Raw genomic sequence first — 18,334 nt, forward strand, 5'->3', positions numbered from 1 at the left:
ACCTCTATTTATTAAAGTGCGCCAGCTGTAATAAATGAACAAATACAACCAAGAACGATAACGATAATGGAGATCGTTAAAGCAGTTTTCCCTGCTTGCTTTTTTTCTTCGTCATTATCTGTCATCCAAATAATCCCTACTATTAGCCCAACTATAGGAAATATTACCGAAAGAATATAAACTAATATTTTTATACCTGATGACATCCTATCCCTCCTACTATAATCTTCTTTTTAGTATATCTTCTATATTAACAAATACTAAAATTTTTTGATTGCAGAACAGTTATATCCTACCAATTGTTATAAAAGAAAACCAGTAAAACGAAAGAAGAACAAACACTATTAGGCTGTTCATGCATTAGAAAAACGCTCAGACTAAATCTGAGCGTTACTTTTAAAAAATCTATACTAATTTTCCTTGCTTTATTCCATCGCTTGTTTTAAATCTTCTATTAAGTCTTCACTATCTTCAATACCAACAGACAATCGAATGAGTCCATCGGTGATTCCCAACTCTTGACGACGCTCCCAAGGGATGGAAGCATGCGTCATTTTTGCTGGAATGGAAATCAAGCTTTCAACTGCTCCTAAGCTTTCCGCCAGTGTAAAATATTTCACCCGGCTTAACACTTGATCAGCTTTTTCTCCGCTACCAACATCAAAGGAAATCATACCACCGAATCCAGTTGCTTGCTGCTTCGCAATATCATGACCTTTATGGTCAGGACGACCTGGATAATAAATCGTTTCAACCTGAGGATGATTTTCTAAAAACGCAACTAAAGTGTGCGTATTTTTTTCGATTGCTTCCATTCGTAATCCAAGCGTTTTGATCCCGCGCATTAGAAGCCAAGAATCCTGTGGACCTAAAACTCCACCAACCGAATTTTGAATAAAGTGTAAGTCCTCTGCAATTTTCTCAGAGTTAACTGCGACTAATCCTGAAACAACATCACTATGGCCACCAATATATTTCGTTGCACTATGAACGACAATATCCGCACCTAAATCAAGTGGTGTCTGCCAATACGGAGTTGCAAATGTATTATCTACGATTAGCAACAGATTATTTTCCTTGGCTATTTCGGACATCTGTTTAAGATCTGTTACTTTTAACAGCGGATTCGTTGGTGTTTCAATAAATAGAGCCTTTGTATTTGGCTTGATAGCAGCTTTCACCTTTTCTGAATCACTTGTATCAACAAACGTGTGATCCAAGTTAAAACGGTTCAGAACCTTTGTTGTTAACCGATAAGAACCACCATAAACGTCATCGGTCATCACTACATGGTCACCGGTATTCATCAGCATCATCACAGAAGTAATAGCAGCCATACCAGAACCAAAGGCAAAGCCTGCTTTTCCATTTTCCAATTCTGCAATCACTGTTTCTAGTGCATGTCTTGTTGGATTACCTGTACGAGAATATTCATAGCCAGTATGCTTACCAGCCGCTTCTTGTTTATAGGTACTTACTTGATATATTGGAACGGAAACAGCACCAGTACGTTCATCACCGGTAATACCTCCGTGTACCATTTTCGTTTTCTTCTTCATCAAATCCCTCCCTGGTAAATACTTTTACTTAAATAACGTTCACTACTATCAGGAAAAACAGTAACAATATTAGTACCGGGATCAGCATTTTTAGCTTCCTCTAATGCAGCAAAAAAAGCCGCTCCGGATGAACTTCCTACAAGCAATCCTTCTGTTTTAGCCAATTCCTTGACATAGTAGAAGGCATCCTCATCTGACACTGTATGAATCGCATCAAAATAGCTGCGATCCATATAGTCTGGAAGAAACTCCATTCCAATCCCTTCTGTTTTATGAGGACCTGGTTTTCCCCCAGCTATAACGGAACCCACTGGCTCAACAATCGAGGTTTTAATCGATTTATTTTTTTCTTTCAAATAACGGGATGTTCCCATAAATGTTCCACCTGTTCCTGCTCCAGCTACAAATACATCGACATGACCTTTAAGATCATCCCAAATTTCAGGACCTAATGTTTTGTAATAGGTTGTTGGATTCGAGGCATTTGCAAACTGTTGCGGGGAATAGCTATTTGGTATTTCTGCCAGCAGCTGCTTTGTTTTTTCAATCGCTCCACGCATTCCGTCATTCGTAGGTGTGTGAACGATTTTTGCACCTAACGCTAGCATTAATTGCTGCTTTTCTTGACTAAATTGCTCTGGAACACAAAAAATAACATGGACGTCTTGATCAAGTGCTGCAAGTGCTAAACCGATCCCTGTGTTCCCTGCTGTAGGCTCAATGATCGTCCCACCCGCTGTTATTTTCCCTGACTTTAATGCATCTTGAATTAATTCCTGTCCCAATCGGTCCTTAATGCTTCCTCCTGGGTTATAATACTCTAATTTTGCAAACAAACGAACCCCCTCGGTAAGGGGGAACTTAGTTATTTCATACAATGGTGTATTTCCAATCAACTGATTTATACCCTTAAAAATCGCCATACACACGACCTCTATTCAGGAAAAACAATATGCCATTCATCTTTACCTTCAAGCATACTAGATGCAATTTCTTTCGCACCTTCTAAGCTATGGTTAGCAGCCCATCCACATTGAACCTCATTACATGCAGGAACCTCATCTGCTTCTAGTACATCTTGAAGTGTTTTGTCAAGTGCATCAACAATATCCTCAAAGCTGTCATTATTTAAAACGGCTAAATAAAATCCAGTTTGACAACCCATCGGACTGATATCAAGTACATTATCAATATGATTTCGAATTTTTTCTGCCATTAGATGCTCAATGGAATGTAATCCTGCCATATCCATATGCTCTTTATTCGGTTGTTTAAAACGAATATCGTACTTATATACTTTATCTCCGTTTTGACCTGTTGTTACTCCAACTAAACGAACATAAGGTGCTTTTACTTTTGTATGGTCAAGGTTAAAGCTTTCTACATTCATTTTCTCTACCATTTTATTCACTCCTCATTTCATCGTATTTCCAATAAATTTATTCTTTTTCTGCGACAATTAACCATGCAAACTTATTCATTTGCTTAAACGTAACATAAAAACCGTTTTCTTCAAAAAGCGTTTGTAGTGTACCAACCATCGGATAATATTCCGTAGTTAAATCATAAACTAAATCATTATATCCATGATCTTTTGCTTCTTGTATAATTTGTTTCTTCGCTATTTCGCTTTCAAAAGCTGTATCAGCAAAAACAACCTTTCCATTCGGTGGTAATAAATCATAAAAGCCTTTAATCGCTATTCCCTTCTCCTCATCTGTCAAGTGATGAAAAGCAAACGTACTAACGATTGTAAATATTGGCTCTTCCAATTTAGGGTAAGAAAGAAAGTCCCCATCTTTTATAATTAAGCTTGGGTGCTTTAATGCTGCAGCCTCACGCATTGCACGAGATGGTTCTATACCAATGACATGGTGTCCAGCTTTTAACAATTTTTCAGATAGATTACCAGTTCCAACCCCAAATTCTAATACGTTTCCTTCTGCATGGTTGGTTACTTCCGTTAATATTGTATCATATTTATCAAAAACATCACGATACTGCTGATCATGCCCAGAAACTGTATCGTCATATGATGTTGCCCATTTATCAAATAAATCAACAAATTCTCGCCCCATTGTTTGATCAACTCCCAAATCAGTTTAATTCCTATTAATACACTATGAATTATCGGAATTAATGGTACTACTATAGCATATAAATTGGGCATAATCAATTTGAAAAAAATGGCTAACCCTACGGGAAACCCACTATAGAACGTATATAGAAAAAAGACGAGAGCATATGCCCTCGCCTTCATTAATTTGGGTTATCGTTGGTTTGGAAAGATACGTTCAATCATTTCGCCCATTTGTTCAAAAAATCCTTCAACAGGCTCTCCGTTATTTGCATCGTCCGCATAATTATTTGTTAAATTAACAAAATCGGGATTTGTCGATACATAAACATTATCGATATCGTTATTAACAGATTGAACTATTTGTTTAATCTGTCTTTCCATTCGATCACTGACGTTATCCCCATTTCCGCCATTACGTTGGTTATTCCCATCTGCTCCTCTGTTTAACTCTGCAGCGACATATGCATTATTATCTGTTGTTAATACATATGCACGTTCGATATCATCAATTTGACTTGCAATTCTTTCAGCAGCTTCATCCGCTACTTCAAAGTTGTTTTCGTCATTCCAACGATTGTCACGGGCATTATTATTAATGTTTTGATTGGTGATACCATTACGCTCATCATAATTGGCATTATTAAAGCCCATATTGTTATCGCGTCGGGGGTCATTGTTTCGTGTAAGTGCGTTGTCTCTTCTGTCACCAACCCCGTTATTATTAGCCCGGTTTCGTGTTATATCATTGTATCTTACATTTTGCCAATCGTTGTAATTCCCATCATACGTTCCACCATCATTTGGGCCGAAACGCATGTTTTCATAATTGGTTCCATCCGTATATCTATTGTCTAGCTGTTGTCCAGTTTCCATTCCGTTATCATTTGCACAAGCCGTCAACGATACTGTAGCAACTACAGTCAACCCAACCGTTTTCCAATTCATCGGCAATTCCTCCTTAAAATAAAGAGTCAACATTAGTATGGAATTATGCCAATGATCTATTCACATGAACCTGTGCCAATGTTTGGTCAAAAAAATCAAAGGAGAATATAATTTCGTGTCATGGAACATGTTAAGTGAACGGTTCATTATATAGATGAAATTGAATCGACATTCATCAGATTTTTGACTGTTGAAGATTTGTCTTATAGTACACATGGTCAAAAAAAGTCTTGGAAAAAGAACCAATAATGTACGACAATAGAATTACGCTAATCGGATTATACTAAGATTACCCTTTTAGCAAGGGAGGATAGTTCATGTATATTCCAGACTACGACAAAGCATTATACTTCACCCTATGGGGACAATGGGATGATTTACTTGTCCTGATGGTAAGGACAAATGATGATTTATTATCAAAAAAAATTGAAATGTTTCTACATGCCTTTCATTATACTACTAGTGAACAGACAGTCATTGATCGGCATGAAGAATTACTGCACTACATTGATCACGCCATGGGACATACACCAATTGCCGTCATGGAAGTGTAAAAAATAACATTAGTAAATTGAGATAAAAATACGAGGATGTTCACAAACGGTGATCATCCTCGTATCCTTACTTTTTTAAATGTTTAACAGCATATAAAGCAGCTTGTGTACGATCATGAAGTTCCAATTTACTTAATAGGTTGGACACATGTGTTTTTACCGTCTTTTCCGTAATGAATAAATCAGCTGCAATTTCTTTGTTACTCTTCCCTTCCCTTATTTCCTTTAATACGTCCAATTCACGATTGGTGAGATCATCCAATTTTTGGTCTTCCATTGTCTCATTCGTTCCATTTACATGTGCAAATAAGTGAGCAGCTGCCTTTGCGTCAATTGCCGTTTCTCCTTGATAAACTTTTCTTATCGATTCAGCTAACTGAATGGGATCAATATCTTTCAGCTGGTAACCATTTGCACCCGCTTTAATTGCCGGAATCACGGAATCATAATCTGAAAAGCTTGTAAGCATAAGGATTTTTACATTTTCAAACTGACTGCGAATTGCTTTCGTTGTTTCAACACCATCCATTGTAGGCATTTGAACATCTAGAAGCACTACATCTACTTCATTCTTCTTGAGTAACTCCAATACTTCTTTCCCGCTTGAGGCTTCACCAATAATTTCCATCTCATTCTGTGTTTGTAGAAAAAAAGTCAACCCTTTTCGAACAACCTGATGATCATCCGCAATAATTAATCTTATACTCATTTTTAAACCCCCAATGGTATAGAAACATGAATGACAGTGCCCTTTCCAATTTCACTAGTAATTTCAAAGGTACCGTTAAACATTTCTGTACGCTCTTTCATTCCCTTTAAACCAAAAGAAGCCAAATCTTCATAATTGTTGTTGCATGTAAAACCTTTGCCATAATCCTTTACTTTCATATGGATAGCGTCTTTTTTTCTTCTTAATTCCAAAAAAACATCTTCTGTATCTGCATGTTTTCGAATGTTATGAAGTGCCTCCTGTCCAATACGCCACAAATTTTCTTCGATTGCGTACGGAAGAGTTACTGTTCCATCAGAAGTGCACTCCATAGTTAACCCTAATGTTTCACCATAAGCCTTTAGCCCATGGATAATGCCCATTTCAAGACCTTCTGATTTATGCCTCGCAATTAACGTTCTCATTTCTGATAAAGCTTGAGAAGAGATTGTATGTATATATTTTATTTGTTCCTTTAACGTATGTTCCTTTGTCGAACTTTCCAAAGCTTTTGATGTTAACACAACAGAAAACAACAATTGGCTGACCGAGTCATGTAAATCTTGAGCTAAATGAGACCGCTCTTGAACCTTTATCAACTCTTTTTCCTTCTCCATTAATGTCAGTTGCAAATAAACAACATCAAGATAGTCCAAAATAAGCCGAAAACAATCTTTTTCTACTAACAAGAATGGCGTTTTTCGAACGATTGTCAAGTGTTGATTGCCGCCATATTCCCCTGATAAGACATGACCATCTGTTTTGGAAAAACCCTTACTAGTAGTAAGTAAACGATCATACGGTATAACATCAGAGAAATTTGATAAGACATGATGAAAGGCTTCAAAAGTTGTTACCTGTTGCAACCTCTGGTTAAATTGGTGCAAATTCGTCAATAGTCGTACACGTTTTTTTTCTGACTCATATTTACTTATCCGATCGATGGCTGAACCAATTTGTAATGCAATTGCTTCTAATAAATCAAGCTCAGCTTGATCATAACTCAATTTATTCGGAGCAGCCACATTTAATAAGCCGAAATAGTTGCTAGGAGTTTTCAGAGGTACTGTTGCATGGTGAGTAATTCCATTTGTATCAGATTGACCAGCACTAATTGATTTTTCAATACGTTTACAGCCAATTATACTGGTTGCTTTGTTCAATTTACGTTGATTATACCGTTGGATACAATAACAGTCCTCTCCACACATTGGCTCTTGATCATTTCTTTCAAGTGCTGGTGGCAAGGAATAAGAAGTCGCTAATCGAACTGATTCGTTTTCTTCAATAAATATCCAACCTGCTTCAAAATGTGTAATTCCAATAAATTCAGCAAGAACCTTAGAAAGCATTTCCTCTCTATCCTGTGATTGATTCAGCAATTCTGCAATCGTTTTTAACGTATGCAACCGCTTTTCTTCATTTATCAACTTCCGGACACTCCACTCTTATTTTCTTAAATTAATTATATCAGAAAAAATGATACTTTCTTATCTTGTTTAAAAAAACTGCACCTCCAATTGTTATCGATGGGGTGCAGTTAAACCAGCGCGGGACATCCTTTTATTTCAACTCTATACCTTTGTAGCTTACTTCGAATAAATCTCTTCTGCGGTCACGTAGTTGCCTTACTGTACCAGATTTTCGTTGTCTTCGAAGTATTTCCAAATCTACGTCCCCAACTACGACGGTTTCAATGTTAGGGTGACACTCACCAACGATGCCATCACGGGCAAACTCAAAATCAGAAGGTGTAAAAATACCAGACTGCGCATATTGAATATCCATGTTCTCCACTTGTGTAAGGTTACCAACAGTCCCTGCAATAACCGTGTAAACTTGATTTTCTACAGCACGAGCCTGGGCACAATATCGAACTCGTAAATAACCTTGACGATCATCCGTACAAAAAGGGACAAAGATAATATTTGCACCTTGGTCAACCGCATATCGGGCCAACTCAGGAAATTGTATATCATAACAAATTTGGATGGCAATCTTACCACAATCCGTATCAAACACTTTCACCATATCTCCAGGTTGAATTCCCCACCATTTCCTTTCATTCGGTGTCACGTGAATCTTATATTGCTTCTCAATCGTTCCATCTCGTCTAAAAAGATATGCAATGTTATAAATATGATCATCCTCTTCTACAAAATGTGATCCACCAATAATATTGACATTGTATTTAACCGCCAAATTTGTAAATAATTCAATGTAATCTTCTGTATAGTCAGTTAAACGACGAATAGCTTTTGAAGGTACTTTTTCCTCTAAAAATGACATAAGCTGTGTTGTAAAAATTTCAGGGAATACAGCAAAGTCTGAGTCAAAATCATAGGCAACATCCACATAATACTCTACCTGTTTTGCGAATTCCTCAAACGACTCGATATTTTTCATCATATATTGAATGACGGTAATTCGAACAGGATACGCTGTTTTAAAATGACGTTTTGTTTTGGCACGGTATTCAATATTATTCCATTCCATTAGTGTCGCATATTGGACTGACTGTGCATCATCAGGCAAATAGCCAGGGTTAATTCGCATCACCGTGAAACCATTCATAATTTGGAACGTTAACACAGGATCATAAATATTTTGACTGCTTACCTCTTCCACGTATTCTCGAGGGCTGAGCTCATGCTTATATTTATGATAGTTGGGTATTCTGCCACCAATTATTATACTTTTTAGATTTAACTCTCTTGCTAATTCCTTTCTTGCTTCATAAAGCCGTTTCCCTATCTTCATCCCTCGGAAATCCGGATCAACCATCACTTCAATTCCATAAAGATTATATCCCTCAGGGTTATGGTTTGTGATATACCCTTCGTCGGTAATATCATCCCAAGTATGTTTATCATCATATTCATCAAAATTTATAATTAAACTAGAACAGCTGCCAATAATTTTCCCATCATATTCTACACAAAACTGACCTTCCGGAAAGATGGATAGATGACTTTCCAAGTGTTCTCTTTTCCATGGGTCCATATTTGGAAAGCATACCTTTTGCATTTCTAACAGTTGATCAATATCATCTTTCGTTAAGTTTCTCACTTCTAATTTTTTCTCAAAATTGGATAAATCAAGTTTAGACATGTTACTCTTCCTTTCAACACTATGTTCTTCATTCTGTGAACAGCAAATTTTATAGTAGAATGTTTCGATATATTTAATGAATAAGAAAAATTTAGCTATTTCTTTATTATACCATTTTGTATTATAACCTTCCCTGCATTTACTGTTTTACGACTAAAGAATGTAACATATTGAAAAATGTAGAAAAAAAGAACAAGAAATCCTTTTCCAGAATCACTTGTTCTTTCTTCCTATTTTATCATCTCTCAAGGCCGGGAATAACTTCACCGAGTTCCTCTTCAAGATCAAACGGTATGTTTTCCAGTCTTTTTTGGAGGCCAGGCGGGAGATCTTCCAGTTCTTCGATATCAATCGATAATTCTTCTAATTTCTTTTTTATTCCAGGTGGAAGATTCTCTAACTTTTCCCGTATTTCCGGTGTCAGCTCTTCTTCTTCTTCCTTGCTTTCCCTTGGCTCTTCGTTCTTTTCGTCTGTACTTGGCTGATTGTCTTCTACATTACTTTCCGGAACCTTTTCATTTTCTTCTACCTTATCTTCTACTTTTTCATCTATCTTTTCTTCTACTTCTTCTTCCTTCTCCTGATCAATTTGCTCTTCTGCTACATCATTTTCTTCGTCTTGAGTAGGTGTAGGTTCTTCTAGTTTGTTTTCTTTATTGAAATAACTTTGTATCAGTTCTTTTTCTTCTTCATTTAATTTTGAGCTATCATCTTGTAACGAAGATTCTTCATTTAATGAGGATGCTAATAACTCATTCATGGATATTTTCTGTGCCTCTGCTTTTTCTCGAACGTCATTTGGAATTTCAAAGGTAGCAATTTTCAATTCTTTTTTAGGGTTTTGAATAAAATAATCATCAAGTATTTCTGTGATCAGACTCTCTTCATTTGGCTGGTCTGTATAATGAATCCCAATGAGGACTGCATTCAATTCAGATATCAAATTTAACTCTTGGCTTTTTGAAATTAAGTCATCGGCAGCCGTCTGAATAGACTGACCTCTCAAATCCTCTATTTCTTCTAGTAACGCCTTGGCATCTTGATTAAGCGGTTGGATTTCCTCAACCTCCATCTTCTCATTAAGTGCAATCTCGACACTAGGGTTAATGGAGATATCTACAAAGGCATAGACCTCATCTCGTTCAAACAGTTGATATAATGGAAAACTAACGATTAATAAAACGATAACTGTTGCCACCGCTTTAAACAATACAGGTGCATCGGAAAATAACAAAGTTTGAAGTCGAGATATTTGTTTTGGATAAAAGGTAGTTTCCGATCCAATAGCAGCATCATGTACTGGCTCCGCCTTATGGAACTGCCCATTATTATCCATAATAATTGTGTATCGTCTATGTTGCTCAACAACTATCCCTTTTTTCACCTACCCACCCCCTTTAAATAGTCTTTTAGGTAAATATAATCTTCCGTTAAGATGATAAAGATCGCTAAAATATATTTTCGGTTCCGCTCCAGTGTCTTTTTACTTACATCAACGAATTTAACGAGCTGTTTAATCGGTATTTTTTTCTTTCTAATTACATATTCTTTTAGCTTTTCATTTTCACATAAAACGCGTGCAGCTCGTATTGCAGACTCTCTCGCATCCGAATGTTTTGGTGATATTTGTGTTAATTCTTCAAAAGAAAGCTTATATTCCTTTAACTTCTTACCAAGTTCAAAAATTTCCTCTCGCCGGTACCATTCATCTGTCTCTTGTTCATACATAGCCTTTGATACTGATATTTCTGCAGGATTTTCCATTTTTTCATCATCATAATAATCATCTAATGAACTAGTCGTTGGCTTATTTTTTTCCTTTCTAATAAAGTCAATAACTTTTCTTTTTATCACAAGCCTTGCAAAGGATAGAAAAGAACTTCCTTTCCCGCGTTGATATGAAATCATAGCTTCATTAAACGCAAATAGGCCAACACTAAACTCATCATCTCTAGTTGAGCTAATGTAACGTTTACAGACTTCTGATACAGCCTTGGCGATGAAAGGTTGATATGTTTTTAATAAATAATTTTGCAATTCTTCGTCTCCTTGCTGCACCCTCTCTACTTGTTCTTCTAAAGACATATTATTGTTTTTAAACTGATGCTCAATCACCATCCATCACCACCAGTTTGCTATTATATATTTCGACTCTAATGAATTTTTTTTGACGGTTCCAATAACCGATTTTATCAAATAAATAATATTTTATTAACATGGCTTACTTCTCCATTTTTTTGACTTAGTATAGAAATATTCAACGTAAAAAAGTATATTCTACATTTAATTGAAATTTAAATAGAACTTCAACAAAAAATACTTCTACCTATTATAAAAATACTCAATAGAATCAATGGTACAAAAAATATCCTTATCAATCCATCCTAATTCGTTTACAATTTCTTTAAAGATAGAATGCAATAATTAGTCATATCGTCCTAGTTACGAAAACCAAATAGAAATATATTAATTGCTACAACTACACCTAAACACTTCTTACCTTGCCAATTGGATATTCAGCCTTTTCCTTATAAGCGCCTATTAGATAAAAATACCTACTCACACAAAGTAGGTACCATCATTTTTCACTAGGGTAAGCTGCATGAAAATAATCAATGGGAACTGCTAAGCCTACCTTTCCATGCTCATCATGGTTTAAAGTAGCAAAAATTACTCCAATCACTTTCCCATTTTGATTGATAACAGGACTTCCACTATTTCCACGATACACTGGTGCCTCTAACATGAACACTTCTTTCTCCCAATTTTCTAGTTTCGTGTAGCCGGCAATTTCTCCTTCATTTGCTATGCCTTGAAACTTTAATGGGTTACCAATAAAATAAATATGGTCTTTCATTTCAAAATCTGTTTTATCAGCCAACGTTAAGGAAGGTAATCCATTCCCTTCCACCTTCAAGACGGCTAAATCAATATCAGGATAGCTCTCTATCACATCTGCGGCAAATAATCCTTCTTCTTGAAAAGCAACCATGATCCTTGTTTCATCATCAATCACATGATGATTCGTAATAATTAATCCATCTGAAGCTATCGAAAACCCTGTCCCTTTACTATTTCCCGCCTCAACTACAACAACAGACTGCCGGTATTCTTTTATGGCATCATCCGTTGACAGTTTTGCTGAAGTTACCAAAAAATCTATGGCAGGAATAGAGAACGTTTGAGGGAGTATTGCAACCACATTAATGAACATAGCAATCGCAATTAACCAAAACGCCCACTTTGGAAATGGCCGTTTTGGTTTTTCTTCCTCATCCTGTTGCTGTAATGCTTTTTGCCTTTCTGTTTCGACTAGCTCTATCATCTCTTCCTCGTCAATTTCTTCATATAAATCTTCATCGATAATATCACGATGCTGATGATTATCTGATTTTGTCATTTGTCCACCTCTTAGAGCTTTACAATTGTTTCCGGGAAGTAACTACTTTCTACATCTGTTTTCATCCGTACGGTTTCGCAGCATCTTTCGTGTACGTGTATACTACACGATTTTATTGTACCATGAATGGAAACAAAAATTGATAGCCTAACTTCACTTATCCAATAAGAATGGATATCGTTCAAAAATTCTATCCATGAATCGCCATTTCCCGGGAAATATCATGGTCATTTATGGTGATATTCGACAAAATTGTGTAGAAAACTAGTATTGTCTGTCATTCTTCTGTAATAGTTACAGTATCTGTTTATATTACCTCTTTTTTTCCTCATACCACTCGTCACCGTCTTGCATAGAATGCCGGTTAACTATCCACTTTCTTTCCAATCCTCTACTAATTGTTCCGCTCTCTGTCTTAAACAAGGTACCCTAATCATTCGTCCTACCCCTTTCCAATTATTGATTTGTTTTAGTTACGATTAAAACCAGCTTGTCAATCCTTGGACTATTCTCTTTAAATTTAATGACAAACACAAATTTATATCTTTTTATAAAATCCGTAAAAAACCAATCTAACTTTCTAAACATTGCAAACATATAATCACCTATTCTGTTCAAGTTTACGTTCAAAAAGATAGATCTTGTCGAAACAATACCTTAATTAAATATTCGAAACGACCAACCCAACTTTTTGAACTTCCCATCACTAAATACTCTCCAACCTACAACACCTACTAAATTACTCTTCATTACTGTCATCTTCCATCTCTCCTTTTCCTAAGATTTATATCTTAAACTGGGAAACACCCAAGTATAAGCCAATATTTAGAACAAAAAATACGCATACGTCCATAACGCATGCGTTTTCACTAAAAATAGAAAAAGGTCACGGACTAATTTCGTGACCTTGAACATTATATATTGCATATAAAAACATAAAGAAACTAATACTTAACAATTTGTTTCTCATACGCTAAACGACAGTCCAGAAGGTCACTTTTTTGTATAAAGTTAGCAAACATCATTTTAACAACCGTTAATTTTCCCATTTTCGTGACCTCCTCTCTCGTTTTATTTGCTTTTTTATTATATTATTATAAAATTGGATAGTCAACGTTAATTTTCAATTTTTTGTAACAATTTCCAATTTAAAATCTATTGACTTTATGATTACTTATATATTGAAAAGTATAAATGAAAAGGTTGAAGAAATTAGTAAGTTTATAATAAGTATCCCTGATGGATCCTAAAAAGCGGATGTCCCAAAATGAGAGCACCCGCTTTTGCATTTTATAAGAATAGCCTTAATAGCTAAACTCATCTGGATGCGGGCCTGTTCGTTCCTCCCGATCCATAGCATCAATTTTTTTCATATCTTCTTCACTTAACTCAAAGTCAAATATATCTGCATTTTCCTTTTGCCTCGAAGCTTTTACTGACTTTGGAATGGTAACAATCCCACTTTGATAGTCCCAGCGAATAATAATTTGAGCAGCTGTTTTATTATGCTTGGAAGCCAACTCCTGTAATACTGGATCATCTAAGTAACGTGCCTTTGCTATTGGTGACCATGCTTCAACAACGATATTGTGTTTATCACAAAACTCTCTCGTTTCTACCTGCGTCAGCCGTGGATGCAATTCAATTTGATTGGCCATTGGAGTAATTTCCGCATCCTCCATTAAATCTTCTAGGTGATGGGGCAAGAAGTTACTGACACCGATTGCTTTAGCTCTGCCTTCTTTATAAAATTCTTCTAGTGCTTTCCACGTCTCTTTATATTTTCCTGGTACAGGCCAGTGGACTAAATATAAATCAACATACTCTAACCCTAATCGGTCCAAGCTCGCTTGAAAGGCGTTTTTTGTATTCTCATATCCCTGTTCATCATTCCACACTTTTGTTGTTACAAAAATTTCTTCGCGTGGAATTCCGCTATCCTTGATTGCTTTTCCAACCCCTTCTTCATTTTGATAAAAGGAAGCGGTATCAATGTGACGATAACCAATCTCAAGAGCCGACAGGACAGATTGATAAACATCTGTTCCATCTTCCATTTTGTAAACACCCAAACCAACCGCAGGAATTTCAACACCATTATGTAGCTTCTTTGTCGTCGTTAAGCTCATTTCCTTCATCCCCTCTCTTTATCCATTATACTTTTATTTTATTTCATTCCCTTTTATTATCAAAACAAAAAACTCACCAATTCAGATAGCAGATTCAGTTTGTAGAAAAGCACCCGTTTAAGTGTGCGTTTTCACTTAACTTAAACCGGGATATTTCGTTCATAGAGAAAATAGGATAGCAAACGGAGAAATACTTGATAAAGCGCCAATATTGCTATGATATCCCCGACATCCTCCAGTGTATCAGAAGCTAGAAACCAAATAGCTAAACCAATCATAGCTACAGCTCGAATATTACCGGCTAGCCCATTTACTGGAGCCCAAAACCCCCAAGGAGTCTTTGTCTCCTGTTCCATCTTATTATAACAAATATAATGAAAAGGGCGAATACGAAAGAAACGCTTCCCTACGATAAGTTGGTCTCTACGCTCAATTTGTTTATGACAAAAATGACAGCTATTACATCTCATATTTTTTCCCTTTCTTGAGTTGTTTCGTTAATAACAACCATTATAACAATTATTGGGACGACTCTTTAATAATTCGGACTACGGTATCTTTCGCCTGATGGCTTTCATAATTTTTCATCTTTCTTAGAAAGCTACTTTTTTGTTCTTTTAGTTTTATTAATTCTTTAACTAAACGATCACCAGTTAACGATTCTTCCTCTAATACACTAGCAAATCCTTGTTTTTTAAAGGACTTCGCATTCACGATTTGATCTCCTCTGCTTGCTTGTCGGGAAAGAGGAATTAGCAACATCGGTTTTTTTAATGCTAAAAATTCAAAAATAGCATTAGAACCCGCTCTAGAAAGAACAAAGTCTGTCGCTGCAAATAAATCACGTAGCTCTTTATTTACATAATCGAATTGCGTGTAACCTTCTACTTGTATTTGATTATCAACGTTTCCTTTTCCACATATATGAATGACCTCAAACTCTTGTAATAATCGATCCAACTGGTCTCGAACGGCTTTATTAATTTTTTGTGCTCCACCGCTTCCTCCCATAATAAGTAGAACAGGCTTGTTTCCCTTTAACTTCGCGATTGATAAACCTTTGGACTTACTACCTTGAAATAGTTCCGTCCGAATAACTGCACCAACCCACTCCGCTTTTTTCTCAGGAAGAAACTGCATCGTTTCAGGAAAAGTAGCCAATACTTTCTTGGCAAAAGGAATCGCCAATTTATTGGCTAAGCCAGGGGTATAATCTGATTCATGAATCACTGCTGGGATCTTTCTTAGCCAAGCAGCTGCTAGGACTGGAACAGAAACAAAACCACCCTTTGAAAAAATAACAGATGGCTTTCTCTTTCCCAATATTTGAAATGATTGTCTCGTTCCATTCAATACCTTGAACGGATCTTTAAAATTTTCCTTGGAAAAATATCTTCTTAATTTCCCTGTCGAGATTGGATGATAATCAACATAATCTAATTGAGTAATTAATTCTCTTTCTATTCCATTTTTGGAACCTATGTAATCAATTTCCCAGCCTTCTTTATGAAACACTGGAATAAGGGCCAGGTTCACAATCACGTGACCAGCAGTTCCCCCACCCGTAAATAATATCCGCTTTTGGCTCATGCTGAACGCTCCTTCTTAAATAATCACCTCAAACATCTAAACCACCTCAGAGGATGGTTTAGTCTTTAACTAAAAAATCCTTATACTATTCTAATAGCCGAAATATGTTTGTATGATTCAAGTGTTATGTTTTTTTGAAAAACAGCAAGGGGAATAAGTAGTTAAAAACCCCTCTCCTCCTATATTTTAGCATAGGTTAAGAGAGGGTTACATCTTTGTATGGTATGTTGGAGGGATTCGTTCATGTATTTACGAATGAAAGGATTCAGCAACATTTACTAAATCAGACTTTGTAATTTCTTTTGTTGCATTTTTTCCCCCAATAGAACCACCACTTGAACGATAAATCATCTTATAGTTGATCCCATTCTTTTCCCAATACAATATCTTGGCATAGGAGTTGTCTATATAATGACCTTTTACTCGCTCATTAATGGTTACAGTTACAGAATCTGTCATGATCTCATCCATCTCTCCATTCACAAACTGAATAGATAAAAGGTCGTTATTATTCGTATAAAAGCTTACATCTAACGCTTCTGCTTCCGTATCCATTATTTGATAATGATCGGAAATTAACACTTGAACTGGTATTGGAACAAAGCCCGGAATTTCTGGCTGAAAAGAAAGCTGACGAACTGCAGATTTTACCTTTTCTATGTCATAGGGGTAATAGCCATCAGGAACAGATTGGCTATTCTGACACGCGGGTAGCCACAGCAGCAAAAGGAAGGCACAAGTAATGATTTTTCGCATGGTCAATCCTCCCACCTTTTTGTTATCTCACCACTTAATATTACAGACGAATGAACCCGATTTAAAGTTACAATTTTTGACACATTTCCGCAAACTACCATTTAATTCCATATGGGGTCAGACCCCTCAACATAAATATAAGCCCTTCAGTTTTAGACTGAAGGGCTTATATTTTTACCATTCTTTTATTATTCGAATCGTCAGCTCTTTACACTCTGTGACTATTGAACAAGCATTTCTTCACTTTCGTTACTAAAAAATTTCTTCATCGCATAAAATACATCCGCTTGTTTTCTTAATATATAGTGCTTTAGTTTCGGATCTTCTATATGACGAAATACTTGCATTAAAGTAGAATGTCGGTTAAATTGATTTACTTCACCATAACCAAACATACTTGAGTACTCCATTAATTCTAGGACGAGTGATACACATCGTTTATTATCAGATGATAGATTATCTCCATCGGAAAAATGAAATGGATAAATATTATATCGATCTGGAGAATATTTTTTTTCAATTAGTTCTAATGCTTTTCGGTAAGCAGAAGAACAAATGGTTCCCCCGCTTTCTCCTTTTGAAAAGAACGATTCTTCATCAACCACTTTTGCTTCCGTATGGTGTGCGATAAATTCAATTTCTACTGTTTCATATTTGGAACGTAAAAATCTTGTCATCCAAAAGAAGAAACTGCGGGCCATATATTTTTCCCATTGCCCCATACTACCACTTGTATCCATCATTGCTAATACAACTGCTTTGGACTCGGGCTTTTCAATATCCTCCCATGTTTTGAACCTTAAATCATCTGGATAAATCGGATTGAATTTGGCATCTCCACCCATTGCATTACGCTTAAAAGCTTCTAACATGGTCCGTTTTTTATCAATATTACCGATTAACCCTTTTTTCCTAATGTCACGAAATTCAACATCTGTTGTTATTATATTATCTTTCTCTTTTTCTTGTAAGTTTGGCAATTCTAAATGTTTAAAAAAAGTTTCTTCTAATTCCTCAAAGCTAATCTCAGCTTCGTAGTAATCTTCACCAGGTTGGTCCCCCGCACCTGAGCCTTTTCCTGCACCTTTTTTTGGCGTACCATCTTTGGCTACAACATCACCTACATCGCTATCTCCGTTACCCTGACCGGCATGTTTATTCTTTTCCTGGCTATATCGGATTTTATATTCGTCGAGTGAGCGGATAGGAATACGAACTACATCTTTGCCTCTTGACATAATAATATTCTCTTCACTTACTAAATCGGGGAGCTTCTTTCTGAGGACATCTTGCACTTTATCTTGATGGCGTTTTTGGTCGTCATACCCTTTTCGATGGAGGGACCAATCTTCTTCTGAAATTACAAAACTTTTAGAATCAGCCAACTTTTCCCCTCCTTTAACTTGTATTATTTTATTCTATGCAGGAAAAGTAGATTTGATTAAAACATTTTGAAATTTTATTAAATTCAGATAGACATTAAAGTAACAAATTTAAAGAT

General features: G+C 36.1%; 18 protein-coding genes. 1 reads left to right on the forward strand and 17 read right to left on the reverse strand.

Annotation, left to right across the window (positions count from 1 at the left end):
- Positions 1-11: 11 nt before the first annotated feature.
- The 6 genes from JOC48_RS10245 to JOC48_RS10270 form a co-directional block, all read right to left on the reverse strand.
- Positions 12-206 carry a hypothetical protein gene (locus JOC48_RS10245; protein WP_204499383.1) on the reverse strand — a complete coding sequence of 65 codons (195 nt, stop codon included), beginning with the start codon at positions 204-206 and terminating at the stop codon, positions 12-14.
- A gap of 219 nt (positions 207-425) precedes the next feature.
- Positions 426-1,559 carry a bifunctional cystathionine gamma-lyase/homocysteine desulfhydrase gene (locus tag JOC48_RS10250; protein WP_204499384.1) on the reverse strand — a complete coding sequence of 378 codons (1,134 nt, stop codon included), beginning with the start codon at positions 1,557-1,559 and terminating at the stop codon, positions 426-428.
- Positions 1,559-2,482 carry a PLP-dependent cysteine synthase family protein gene (locus JOC48_RS10255; protein WP_204499385.1) on the reverse strand — a complete coding sequence of 308 codons (924 nt, stop codon included), beginning with the start codon at positions 2,480-2,482 and terminating at the stop codon, positions 1,559-1,561. Before JOC48_RS10255 ends, JOC48_RS10250 begins: the two co-directional genes overlap by 1 nt.
- An 11-nt stretch (positions 2,483-2,493) precedes the next feature.
- Positions 2,494-2,961 (reverse strand): S-ribosylhomocysteine lyase, encoded by a 468-nt coding sequence (locus tag JOC48_RS10260; protein ID WP_204499386.1) that lies wholly within the window; start codon positions 2,959-2,961, stop codon positions 2,494-2,496.
- Positions 2,962-2,998: 37 nt separating this feature from the next.
- Positions 2,999-3,637, reverse strand: coding sequence for a class I SAM-dependent DNA methyltransferase (locus JOC48_RS10265; protein WP_204499388.1), 639 nt, complete (start codon positions 3,635-3,637; stop codon positions 2,999-3,001).
- 191 nt (positions 3,638-3,828) lie between these two features.
- Positions 3,829-4,584 (reverse strand): YhcN/YlaJ family sporulation lipoprotein, encoded by a 756-nt coding sequence (locus tag JOC48_RS10270; RefSeq protein ID WP_239584298.1) that lies wholly within the window; start codon positions 4,582-4,584, stop codon positions 3,829-3,831.
- A 317-nt stretch (positions 4,585-4,901) separates the two neighbouring features.
- On the opposite strand from JOC48_RS10270, the gene JOC48_RS10275 reads away from it, so the two are divergent.
- Positions 4,902-5,138 carry a YhdB family protein gene (locus JOC48_RS10275; RefSeq protein ID WP_204499390.1) on the forward strand — a complete coding sequence of 79 codons (237 nt, stop codon included), beginning with the start codon at positions 4,902-4,904 and terminating at the stop codon, positions 5,136-5,138.
- A 67-nt stretch (positions 5,139-5,205) separates the two neighbouring features.
- Here JOC48_RS10275 and JOC48_RS10280 read toward each other — a convergent pair whose 3' ends face one another.
- The 11 genes from JOC48_RS10280 to yhbH all read right to left on the reverse strand — a co-directional run bounded on the left by JOC48_RS10280 (position 5,206) and on the right by yhbH (position 18,218).
- On the reverse strand, positions 5,206-5,847 hold the full coding sequence (locus JOC48_RS10280) for a response regulator (RefSeq protein WP_239584299.1): 642 nt from the start codon (positions 5,845-5,847) through the stop codon (positions 5,206-5,208).
- A 2-nt stretch (positions 5,848-5,849) separates the two neighbouring features.
- Positions 5,850-7,277, reverse strand: a complete 1,428-nt coding sequence (locus JOC48_RS10285; protein WP_204499391.1) for a GAF domain-containing sensor histidine kinase — start codon at positions 7,275-7,277, stop codon at positions 5,850-5,852.
- A 133-nt stretch (positions 7,278-7,410) separates the two neighbouring features.
- Positions 7,411-8,958 (reverse strand): bifunctional GNAT family N-acetyltransferase/carbon-nitrogen hydrolase family protein, encoded by a 1,548-nt coding sequence (locus JOC48_RS10290; RefSeq protein WP_204499392.1) that lies wholly within the window; start codon positions 8,956-8,958, stop codon positions 7,411-7,413.
- 238 nt (positions 8,959-9,196) lie between these two features.
- Positions 9,197-10,342: an anti-sigma-I factor RsgI family protein gene (locus JOC48_RS10295; RefSeq protein WP_204499393.1), complete on the reverse strand. Its 1,146-nt coding sequence runs from the start codon at positions 10,340-10,342 to the stop codon at positions 9,197-9,199.
- Positions 10,339-11,076, reverse strand: a complete 738-nt coding sequence (gene sigI / locus JOC48_RS10300; protein WP_204499395.1) for an RNA polymerase sigma factor SigI — start codon at positions 11,074-11,076, stop codon at positions 10,339-10,341. Before sigI ends, JOC48_RS10295 begins: the two co-directional genes overlap by 4 nt.
- A gap of 460 nt (positions 11,077-11,536) precedes the next feature.
- Positions 11,537-12,358, reverse strand: coding sequence for a S1C family serine protease (locus tag JOC48_RS10305; protein ID WP_204499397.1), 822 nt, complete (start codon positions 12,356-12,358; stop codon positions 11,537-11,539).
- 1,304 nt (positions 12,359-13,662) lie between these two features.
- On the reverse strand, positions 13,663-14,487 hold the full coding sequence (locus JOC48_RS10310; RefSeq protein ID WP_204499400.1) for an aldo/keto reductase: 825 nt from the start codon (positions 14,485-14,487) through the stop codon (positions 13,663-13,665).
- A 140-nt stretch (positions 14,488-14,627) separates the two neighbouring features.
- Positions 14,628-14,957, reverse strand: a complete 330-nt coding sequence (locus JOC48_RS10315) for a hypothetical protein (RefSeq protein ID WP_204499402.1) — start codon at positions 14,955-14,957, stop codon at positions 14,628-14,630.
- 49 nt (positions 14,958-15,006) lie between these two features.
- Positions 15,007-16,077 carry an undecaprenyldiphospho-muramoylpentapeptide beta-N-acetylglucosaminyltransferase gene (locus tag JOC48_RS10320; RefSeq protein ID WP_204499405.1) on the reverse strand — a complete coding sequence of 357 codons (1,071 nt, stop codon included), beginning with the start codon at positions 16,075-16,077 and terminating at the stop codon, positions 15,007-15,009.
- A 249-nt stretch (positions 16,078-16,326) separates the two neighbouring features.
- Positions 16,327-16,833 carry a hypothetical protein gene (locus JOC48_RS10325; RefSeq protein WP_204499407.1) on the reverse strand — a complete coding sequence of 169 codons (507 nt, stop codon included), beginning with the start codon at positions 16,831-16,833 and terminating at the stop codon, positions 16,327-16,329.
- 221 nt (positions 16,834-17,054) lie between these two features.
- Positions 17,055-18,218 carry a sporulation protein YhbH gene (gene yhbH / locus JOC48_RS10330; protein ID WP_204499408.1) on the reverse strand — a complete coding sequence of 388 codons (1,164 nt, stop codon included), beginning with the start codon at positions 18,216-18,218 and terminating at the stop codon, positions 17,055-17,057.
- Between the last annotated feature and the right edge of the window lie 116 nt (positions 18,219-18,334).

Source organism: Aquibacillus albus (assembly GCF_016908325.1).
GTDB classification, from domain to species: domain Bacteria; phylum Bacillota; class Bacilli; order Bacillales; family Amphibacillaceae; genus Aquibacillus_A; species Aquibacillus_A albus.

Coding starts and splice junctions, on each gene's coding strand:
- JOC48_RS10245 (WP_204499383.1), bottom strand. CDS start 206: ATGTCATCAGGTATAAAAATATTAGTTTATATTCTTTCGGTAATATTT.
- JOC48_RS10250 (WP_204499384.1), bottom strand. CDS start 1,559: ATGAAGAAGAAAACGAAAATGGTACACGGAGGTATTACCGGTGATGAA.
- JOC48_RS10255 (WP_204499385.1), bottom strand. CDS start 2,482: ATGGCGATTTTTAAGGGTATAAATCAGTTGATTGGAAATACACCATTG.
- JOC48_RS10260 (WP_204499386.1), bottom strand. CDS start 2,961: ATGGTAGAGAAAATGAATGTAGAAAGCTTTAACCTTGACCATACAAAA.
- JOC48_RS10265 (WP_204499388.1), bottom strand. CDS start 3,637: ATGGGGCGAGAATTTGTTGATTTATTTGATAAATGGGCAACATCATAT.
- JOC48_RS10270 (WP_239584298.1), bottom strand. CDS start 4,584: ATGAATTGGAAAACGGTTGGGTTGACTGTAGTTGCTACAGTATCGTTG.
- JOC48_RS10275 (WP_204499390.1), top strand. CDS start 4,902: ATGTATATTCCAGACTACGACAAAGCATTATACTTCACCCTATGGGGA.
- JOC48_RS10280 (WP_239584299.1), bottom strand. CDS start 5,847: ATGAGTATAAGATTAATTATTGCGGATGATCATCAGGTTGTTCGAAAA.
- JOC48_RS10290 (WP_204499392.1), bottom strand. CDS start 8,958: ATGTCTAAACTTGATTTATCCAATTTTGAGAAAAAATTAGAAGTGAGA.
- sigI (WP_204499395.1), bottom strand. CDS start 11,076: ATGGTGATTGAGCATCAGTTTAAAAACAATAATATGTCTTTAGAAGAA.
- JOC48_RS10305 (WP_204499397.1), bottom strand. CDS start 12,358: ATGACAAAATCAGATAATCATCAGCATCGTGATATTATCGATGAAGAT.
- JOC48_RS10310 (WP_204499400.1), bottom strand. CDS start 14,487: ATGAGCTTAACGACGACAAAGAAGCTACATAATGGTGTTGAAATTCCT.
- JOC48_RS10315 (WP_204499402.1), bottom strand. CDS start 14,957: ATGAGATGTAATAGCTGTCATTTTTGTCATAAACAAATTGAGCGTAGA.
- JOC48_RS10320 (WP_204499405.1), bottom strand. CDS start 16,077: ATGAGCCAAAAGCGGATATTATTTACGGGTGGGGGAACTGCTGGTCAC.
- JOC48_RS10325 (WP_204499407.1), bottom strand. CDS start 16,833: ATGCGAAAAATCATTACTTGTGCCTTCCTTTTGCTGCTGTGGCTACCC.